The sequence below is a fragment of the Rhodopseudomonas infernalis genome, assembly GCF_022271405.1.
Lineage (GTDB): Bacteria > Pseudomonadota > Alphaproteobacteria > Rhizobiales > Xanthobacteraceae > Rhodopseudomonas > Rhodopseudomonas infernalis.
This window is the reverse complement of the sequence record NZ_JAJNAL010000048.1, coordinates 23,445-31,222: the sequence shown is the minus strand read 5'-3', so window position 1 is coordinate 31,222 and position 7,778 is coordinate 23,445. Positions and strand designations below refer to the sequence as shown.

General features: G+C 66.8%; 9 protein-coding genes. 4 read left to right on the top strand and 5 right to left on the bottom strand.

Annotated features, from left to right (window positions below):
* Positions 1 to 175: 175 nt before the first annotated feature.
* The 3 genes from LPW26_RS22620 to LPW26_RS22610 all read left to right on the top strand — a co-directional run bounded on the left by LPW26_RS22620 (position 176) and on the right by LPW26_RS22610 (position 2,095).
* Positions 176 to 1,162, top strand: a complete 987-nt coding sequence (locus tag LPW26_RS22620) for a small ribosomal subunit Rsm22 family protein (protein WP_238737973.1) — start codon at positions 176 to 178, stop codon at positions 1,160 to 1,162.
* Positions 1,163 to 1,229: 67 nt separating this feature from the next.
* The gene (locus LPW26_RS22615; RefSeq protein WP_238737972.1) at positions 1,230 to 1,610 is read left to right on the top strand and encodes a COG4315 family predicted lipoprotein; all 381 of its coding nucleotides are present in this window, start codon (positions 1,230 to 1,232) and stop codon (positions 1,608 to 1,610) included.
* 218 nt (positions 1,611 to 1,828) lie between these two features.
* Entirely contained in the window at positions 1,829 to 2,095 is a 267-nt protein-coding gene (locus LPW26_RS22610; RefSeq protein ID WP_238737971.1) for a hypothetical protein, read from the top strand.
* Between the two features lie 3 nt (positions 2,096 to 2,098).
* On the opposite strand, the gene LPW26_RS22605 is transcribed toward LPW26_RS22610, so the two are convergent.
* The 4 genes from LPW26_RS22605 to LPW26_RS22590 all read right to left on the bottom strand — a co-directional run bounded on the left by LPW26_RS22605 (position 2,099) and on the right by LPW26_RS22590 (position 5,400).
* Entirely contained in the window at positions 2,099 to 3,286 is a 1,188-nt protein-coding gene (locus LPW26_RS22605; RefSeq protein WP_238737970.1) for a cytochrome P450, read from the bottom strand.
* Positions 3,287 to 3,424: 138 nt separating this feature from the next.
* Complete coding sequence (locus LPW26_RS22600) at positions 3,425 to 4,282, bottom strand: class III extradiol dioxygenase family protein (protein WP_238737969.1); 858 nt, start codon at positions 4,280 to 4,282, stop codon at positions 3,425 to 3,427.
* The gene (locus LPW26_RS22595) at positions 4,282 to 4,674 is read right to left on the bottom strand and encodes a protocatechuate 4,5-dioxygenase subunit alpha (RefSeq protein WP_238737968.1); all 393 of its coding nucleotides are present in this window, start codon (positions 4,672 to 4,674) and stop codon (positions 4,282 to 4,284) included. The genes LPW26_RS22600 and LPW26_RS22595 overlap by 1 nt, the downstream gene beginning before the upstream one ends.
* 120 nt (positions 4,675 to 4,794) lie before the next feature.
* Complete coding sequence (locus LPW26_RS22590; protein WP_238737967.1) at positions 4,795 to 5,400, bottom strand: NUDIX hydrolase; 606 nt, start codon at positions 5,398 to 5,400, stop codon at positions 4,795 to 4,797.
* A 332-nt stretch (positions 5,401 to 5,732) separates the two neighbouring features.
* Here LPW26_RS22590 and LPW26_RS22585 point away from each other — a divergent pair, with 332 nt between their 5' ends.
* Complete coding sequence (locus LPW26_RS22585; RefSeq protein WP_238737966.1) at positions 5,733 to 7,073, top strand: acyl-CoA dehydrogenase family protein; 1,341 nt, start codon at positions 5,733 to 5,735, stop codon at positions 7,071 to 7,073.
* Here the strand turns inward: LPW26_RS22585 and LPW26_RS22580 are convergent.
* Entirely contained in the window at positions 7,037 to 7,666 is a 630-nt protein-coding gene (locus LPW26_RS22580) for a helix-turn-helix transcriptional regulator (protein WP_238737965.1), read from the bottom strand. The genes LPW26_RS22585 and LPW26_RS22580 overlap by 37 nt on opposite strands.
* Positions 7,667 to 7,778 lie beyond the last annotated feature (112 nt).

Genomic DNA, 7,778 nt, shown 5'->3' with positions numbered 1-7,778 from the left:
CCCCCCCGGGGCGGGGGGGGGGGGGGGGCCGGGAGCCGCGGGCACTGCGGATGAACGCTTCGCCACCCCACCCCGCTCGCTGCGCGAGCGACCCTCCCCCTCCAGGGGAGGGTGGTGCTCGCACCGACTGCAACGTTTCAGACACGATCGTCCTGTCCTCACGAGGAGCGAGACGATGATCTCCCCCGCCCTCCCCGCCGATCTCAAAGCCGCGCTCGAGCAACTGCTGCACGGCACCGCGCGTGCCGACGCGGCGGCGCGGGCAGCGGCGATTTCCAAAACCTATCGCGATGGTGGCACCTCGGCGCCGATCGTCAGTGCCACCGACGCGATCGCCTATGCGGGGGCGCGGATGCCGGCGACCTATGCGGCGGTGGCGGCGAGCTTCAATGCCCTCACCGCGATCACGCCCGACTTCTCACCTGGCACGCTGCTCGATGTCGGCGCCGGGCCCGGCACTGCATCGTTCGCGGCGATTCAGGCATTCGAAAACCTGAACACGCTGACGCTGCTCGACGCCAACCCGGCGCTGCGCGAGCTGGCGCTGACGCTGGCGGCCGATCGCCCGCGCGCCGCAACGCTCGACTACCAGCTCGGCGACGCGCGAAAACTGCTCGCGAGCGCGACGCCCGCCGAGTTGGTGATCGCCAGCTACATCATCAACGAACTCGGCGACGCTGCGCGCAATGAGCTCGCCGATGCGCTGTGGCGGAGGACCACCGGGACGCTGCTGATCGTCGAGCCCGGCACGCCGGCCGGCCATGCGCGCGTAATCCAGTTGCGCGCGCGGCTGATCGCGCAGGGCGCGCATGTGATCGCGCCATGTCCGCACGACGACGCCTGTCCGCTGCAACCGCCGGACTGGTGTCACTTCGTCCAGCGGCTGCCGCGCTCCAGATTGCATCAACACCTCAAGGGCGCCGAACTTCCCTATGAGGACGAAAAATTCAGCTATGTGGCGCTGAGCCGTACGCCGCCGCCGTCGCGGCCGTCGCGCGTGCTGGCGCAGCCGGAGCAGTCCAAGGTAGCGATCACCGCCAAGCTGTGCACGCCGGATGGGCTCACCACCGCAGTCGCACCGCGGCGCGACAAGGCCGCGTACGCGCGCTTTCGGCGGCTAAGCTGGGGCGACGCGATCAGCAGTGAGAGCGGCCGGGAATAATCGACGCGCGGTGCTGTTGATGAGGACGACGCGATCGCGTCGCCCCCGTTCACCAGGAGTACTCCGCATGTCCCGCACCCTCACGCTTCTCGCCGCCGCCGGCTTCGCACTGATCGCCACCGCGGCCTCCGCCCAGATGCTCAAGACCGCCGACACCGCCGCCGGCAAGACTTACGTCGACGCCAAGGGCATGACGCTCTACACCTTCGACAAGGACGCCGGCGGCAAGTCGATGTGCAACGGCCCCTGCGCCACCAACTGGCCGCCGCTCGCGGCCGCCGCCGACGCCAAGCCGGCCGGCGATATGACGATCGTCACCCGCGACGACGGCAGCAAGATGTGGGCCTATAAGGGCAAGCCGCTCTACACCTTCGCCAAGGACACCAAGCCCGGCGACACCACCGGCGACGGCTTCCTCAACGGCGCCTGGCACATCGCCAAGCCGTAACGAGCCACACACTGAACCGTCATGCCCGGGAGCTTGTCTTGGCTTGTCCCGGCCATGACGGAGCAGCGAAGTGGCATTCGACCAGGCGGCGCGCCGACCGCGGTGCAACTACGCAAGGCGCCCCCGCCGGGGCATTGTCTCGGTCTCGCCAATTCCCTTCGCGCCAGCCGGAACAGCGCGCGGGCAGACGCGTTGCAGCCTCGATCAGGAGGCGCCGCATGCCACAGCCGCGGATCCGCAGACTATCGCCCAAGACCGTCACCCGGACGCTCGCGATCGCCGGCCACGCTCTGATGGGCGTTGCCCTCGGCCTCACCCTCGCCTTCCTGACGACGCACTCCGACGCCTCCGGCATCCGGCCGGTGCTGATGGCGATGGACCCGTCCGGCTTTCGCATGACCGACTTCGCCATCACCTGTGCGCTCGGCTTCGGGATCGCCACGACGCTGACCGGCGTCGCGCTGACGCTGGGCGATGAGAAGTAGCAGTCAGGCCGCGTGCCGCGTGGCGGCGCGATCCACCGTCATCTCCAGCCGCAGCGGGCTGCGGAAGGTGGAGGACGGCATCCAGTCGAGCTGCGGCGCGGCGCGCGCGTAGTCCGGCACGACCTTGTGAAACTCCTCGAACGCGATCCTGATCGCCATGCGGGCGATCGCCGAGCCGAGGCAGCCATGGACGCCGCCGCCGAAGCCGAGATGGCCTTTGGGCTTGCGCTTCAGATCGTACACATCGGCGTTCGGAAACTGCCGCTCGTCGCGATTGGCGGAGCCATAAGCGAGGCAGACGAAATCGCCGGCCTTCATGGTGACGCCGTGCAGCGTCAGGTCGCTCTGCAGGCAGCGTTTGAACCGCTGCGCCGAGGTGTTGTAGCGCAGCGATTCCTCGACCGCGTCGGGTAGCAGCGCCGGATCGGCCGCGACCGCGCGGCGGACGTCGGCGAAGTCCGCGAGGTTCAGCGCCAGCATGCTCATGAAGCCGCCGAGCGACTCGATGCCGGCCATGATCAGCGTCGTGGTGGTCAGCAACACCTCACGCTCATCGAGCTTGTCGCCGTCGATCTCGGCCATCGAGAAATGCGAGATCAGGTCGTTCTGCGGCGCCGCACGGCGCTGCGCGATCACGCCGGCCGCATAGTCCTGCATCCAGGCGTAGGCGGCCAGATGCTCCGGTCCCTTGGCACGGCTGACCGGATCGCTCTGCACCATCAGCACCGCCTTGTCGCGCACCGTCTGCTCGTCGCCGAGCGGCAGGCCGAGCGCCGCGAACAGCACCCGCACGGTGAACTTCGAGGAGAAGTCGGCGATGAACTCGAACTGCGCGCGGCCGCGCAGCGCCTCGGCCGCCTCGCGTGCGATGTCGCGCATCGGCTCGGCCAACGCTTCGAGATTGCGCTTCATGAAGGCGTGCTGGACGAGGCCGCGCAGACGGTCGTGCCGTGGCGGATCAGTGGTGCCGAGCGTGGCGCCGGCGCGGTTCGGCAGCTCGGTCATCAGGTTGCCCTGCGCCGAGGAGAACACCTGCCAGTTGGTGCCGGCGCCGGCGACGTCGATATAGCGCGACAGCACCCACATCTGCGCCGCCTCGCTCCAATACACCGGATGCTCGTCGCGCAGGATTTTGTAGAGCGGAAACGGGTCGGCATCGACGGCGGGCGAATAGGGATCGAAGGCGAACATTGCGGTGTTTCCTCGGTGGTGATGACACGCCCTTACTTGTTCTCGTCATTGCGAGCGAAGCGAAGCAATCCAGCGCCGTGCACTGTGTCCCTGGATTGCTTCGTCGCTGCGCTCCTCGCAATGACGGCGGCTGAATTGCTACGCCGCCTTCGCCAGCCGCGGCCGGTTTTCCAGCAGCATGATGCCCGACGCGGTGTTCGAAATCGGCAAATGATAGTTGCGATGCAGTTCGTGGACGTCACCGAGCAACGCGCCGCGCATTGCGACCCAGTTCATCACTTCGACGCCCTGGCTGCCGGCGAGTTCGACCAGCTGATACGGATCGATGCCGAGAAGGCTGTCGATGTCGCCGGTCATCGCGTCCATGCAGCGGCGGTCAAAGGCGGTGTTGATGAAGCCGGCGCGCTCGCCTTCGAGCTGATGCGACAGCCCGCCGGTGCCGATCACGACCACCTTGATGTCTTCCGGATAGCTTTCGATCGCACGCCCGATCGCCTGGCCGAGCTTGAAGCAGCGCCGCAGCGATGGCAGCGGATGCTGCACGGTGTTGACCACCACCGGCACGGTCGGGACGGCGTGCGCGCGGTCGCGGAAGAACAGCTCTATCGGCAGGCTGTAGGCGTGGTCGACCAGCATTTCCTGGCAGGTCACCGGATCGAACTCGGCGCCGACCAGCGTCTCGATGATATGCCACGACAGTTTGGTATCGCCGCGGAACGGGTCGCGCACCGGAATGCCCCAGCCCTCGTCGTCGTTGCGATACTCGGGTGCGGCGCCGACCGCGAAGGTCGGCATCTTGTCGAGAAAGAAATTGAGGCCGTGATCGTTGTAGATCACCACCGCGGCGTCCGGCTTCATGGCATCTAGCCAGCGGCACGGCGCGTCGAAGCCGTCGAAGAACGGCGCCCAATACGGGTCCTTCTGCAGCCCCTTGGCGATGGCGCCGCCGATCGCAGGCACGTGGGATGCGGCGAGGCCGCCGATGATCGTGGCCATCAGCTGTCCCTCGCTGCCAGAAGTTTCGCCTTGAACTGTTCGACGCTCAGCCCGGTCTGCAGCGCGCCGATGTCCTGCATGTTGAGCCCGAGGATGCCGGCGAATTTCGCCAGGTAGTAGGCGTTGCCGCCGAGATCGAGCAGCTTCAACAGATCGCGCCCGAGCAGCGCCTCGGTCTGCGCGACGGTGAGGCCGTAGCGCGCGCAATACGCCGCCTCGTCGCGCACGAAGTCGGCGCGGTTTTCTGCATCGTTGAACGAGAAGCACATCTTGTTGAGGGCATAGCCCTTCTGCGCAGCTTCCGGGCCGAAGATCGGCGTCCCGAAAATTTCGCGCCGGGCGCTCGGCGCCCCGCTTGCGGCGCGTTCAGTCGCGCCCGTGTCTCTGGCCACACCCAGGCTCATTGCCATCCCCTCCCGATCGTCTGCCGCCCTGCGGCGGCGTTTCACGAACGATAGGCAGGCGCGGCAAGCCGGGTTTGAGCCAAATCAAATGATTGTTTCGTCGCGCGCTCAGCTGCGGCCGCGCAGCCAAGCGCGGAGACGCTGCAGCAGGCTCGGCCGCGGCTCATGCTCCGCCGGCTGCTCCAGCGCCAGCGATGGCGCGTCGGCGAGTTCGGTGACCGGCTCGGCGTCCCACGCCGGCCGCGACGGCGGCCGGGTCCACTGTGGGTCGGGCGGCGTCGCGCGCGGCGGCTGGGCGACGCCCGCCGCGGCGGCGAGCACCAGCGGGCCGACTTCGGCCAGGAAGGCCTGCTCGTAGGCGCGCGTCAGGCGCAGCGTCGCCTCGCGCAGCGGCAGCCAATCGACCGCGCGGATGTCCTTCATCAGCGGCCGGCTCGGCTCCGGCTCGGCGTCCATCCGCCAGAAATGCACCACCTTGGAGCGGCCGCCGACCTCATAGGCCAGTGTGCCGAGATACTCATGCACGGCGGCGATGCGGTGGCCGGTCTCCTCCAGCACCTCGCGCTCGGCCGCCTGCCGCGTCGTTTCGCCGGGCTCGAGCTTGCCTTTCGGCAGCACCCAGTCGCCGCGCTTTCGCATGCGGACGACCGCGAACAACGGCTGATCGCCGTGTCGCAAGACGATTCCACCCGCCGCCAGCACCGTTGCCCGCAACTCGATCCCCTCTCCCGCGCTTCATCCCATGCGCCATACCGCAACCCCGCTGTCGGAACGCCGCAGCGGTGTACCCCACATATAGGATGCGCCTCTGCGAGGATCGAGACGCAAACCCGCCGCCGCGCTCATGGCCCAAGCGGCGGCGACAGATCGCCCGCATTCACATTCCACTGACGGCCCCGAGACGCCGCGACGACCGCAAGAGGATCAGCAGCGCGACCGCTGCGTGACGCTGCCCATCAATTGGGACAGCCTGCACACAATAAGACCATGCTGCGTAACTTTAGATATGCAAAACTGTTTTAAGTAGAACCGCCAAGGACGCGATGATGGCGATCGACTTCACGCTGACATCGTATCAGCGACGCCTGCAAAGGATCGCTCGCGAATTCGCCAGCGAGATCCTCGCCCCTCTGGTTCGTGCCGCCGACGAGGATGACGATCCACAACGGGCGTTTCAGGCGGTCAAGGGCGCCTACATCGAAAGCTACAAGCTGGGATTCGCCACCGGCTTCATCCCGAAGAAATACGGCGGCGGCGGGATCTCCAACCTCGACCTGCAGATCGTGGTCGAGGAGATCTGCGCCGTCGATCCCGGCTTCGCCACGATCCTGCTGGTGAACGGACTGGCCTTGATGCCGCTGGTGTGGTTCGGCTCCGAAGATCAGAAACAGAAATGGCTGCCGCAGGCGACCAGCGACCCGCGCGGCGAGTATCTGGCGGGATGGACGGTGAGCGAGGCCGCCGGCAATCCCGGCGGCACAGCCAATTTCGACGGCGCCGCTCCGTACCCCGCCGGCATCGGACTGACGGCCACCCACGACCGCAAGAACGGCGAATACGTCCTCAACGGACGAAAATTCTGGCCGGTGAACGCCGGCGGCTGGGATCTGGGCGGCGCGGACGTCAATGTCTGCATCGTGCGAACCGATCCGCAGGCCGCGGGCTCGCGCGGCCTCACCGCGATCATCGTCCCCCGCGGGACAGCCGGGATCTCCTACGAGCGGCCGATCTCGAAGCTCGGCCACCGCCTCTGTCAGAACAATTCGGTCGTATTCTCGGATTGCCGGGTCCCGGAGGAGAATGCCTTCGCGATCGGGGACGGCGATCTGGTCATCAACAAGGCGTTCACCTGGTCCGGCCCGGTGGCGGCGATCGCATCGGTCGGCGTCGCACGTTCGGCCTACGAATACGCGCTGACCTGGGCGAAGACGCATACCGGCGGCGGCGACCAACCCATCATCAGCCACCAGGTGGTCGCCTACACGCTCGCGGAAGTCGCCATGAAGGTCGAGGCCGGACGCGCCTTCGCCTGGAAGGCAGCGCACTATCACGATCTTCACAACGCCGACGGCCATGCGATCGGCCCGATGGCGAAGGTGTTCTGCAGCGAGATGCTGTTCGGTGCGGTGTTTCAGGCGATGAAGGTGGTCGGCGTCAATGCGCTCGACAGATCGCTGCCGCTCGAGCGCTATCTCCGCGAGGCTGCGGTCTTCCCGCTCTACGACGCGGGCAATCTCGGAATGCAGATGCGCAAGATCTGCGCGGTGATGGCCCATTCCGACTTCGACCCGCGCGCGATCGCGCGCTCGGCGGCGACGCCGTTCGCGAAGACAGCGCCGCCGCCGGAAATTCAGGCGGTCGGCAAGAACCTGAAACTGCAGGCCTGACCACCGCGCTGCATGCACTCCTGATGCTCGATCGGCGCGCCCATCAGGCCGGACAGAAACCCGAGATCGAACTGGCAGACCTCGACATAGTCCTTGGATAGATCGTGGAACACGCAGTTCTTGCACTCGATGCGGGGCAGTTTCTCGCCCTTGCCGGGCGAAATCACCCGCGCGGCAAATCCGGTCTCGTTCATGATCTTCACGATCTCGACGACCCGCTCGACCCGGGTCTTGCCGACCAGACGCGGAATCGCAGCCGACGACATGTCGACGCCGAGTTCGAACATGTAGGCGCCGAATTTCGACGCACCGATCTTTTTGCGCAGACTCTCGAACATGACGCGCGAGAACCATGAATAGCGCTTCGGAAACAGATCGATCCCGCTGTCGGTGAGCGTGTACAAAAAGCGCGGCCGGCCGCCGCTCTTCGACGAGGTGTGCTGCACGTAGCCGGACCGCTCCATGCCGGCGAGATGCTGCTTCACCGCGCTGCGGGTGAGGTCCACCGCGCCCGCCAGCTCGTCGATCGTCAGTCCGGCTTTCGCCTCCAGGAGTTTCGCCAGCAGCTTCTGCTGGGTGTCGCCGACAATCACCAATCGCCTCCGCTCAGCCCTCGCGTCAGATGTAACCCAAGACCGTCACTGCCGCTGCGTGAATTTCGGCCACATCCTGCACAAAACCCCGACAGCGTGCACGTCCAAAAAG

What these genes read in the sequence shown, in the direction of transcription:
- LPW26_RS22620 (WP_238737973.1), top strand. Translation starts at nt 176, where the DNA reads ATGATCTCCCCCGCCCTCCCCGCCGATCTCAAAGCCGCGCTCGAGCAA.
- LPW26_RS22615 (WP_238737972.1), top strand. Translation starts at nt 1,230, where the DNA reads ATGTCCCGCACCCTCACGCTTCTCGCCGCCGCCGGCTTCGCACTGATC.
- LPW26_RS22610 (WP_238737971.1), top strand. Translation starts at nt 1,829, where the DNA reads ATGCCACAGCCGCGGATCCGCAGACTATCGCCCAAGACCGTCACCCGG.
- LPW26_RS22605 (WP_238737970.1), bottom strand. Translation starts at nt 3,286, where the DNA reads ATGTTCGCCTTCGATCCCTATTCGCCCGCCGTCGATGCCGACCCGTTT.
- LPW26_RS22600 (WP_238737969.1), bottom strand. Translation starts at nt 4,282, where the DNA reads ATGGCCACGATCATCGGCGGCCTCGCCGCATCCCACGTGCCTGCGATC.
- LPW26_RS22585 (WP_238737966.1), top strand. Translation starts at nt 5,733, where the DNA reads ATGGCGATCGACTTCACGCTGACATCGTATCAGCGACGCCTGCAAAGG.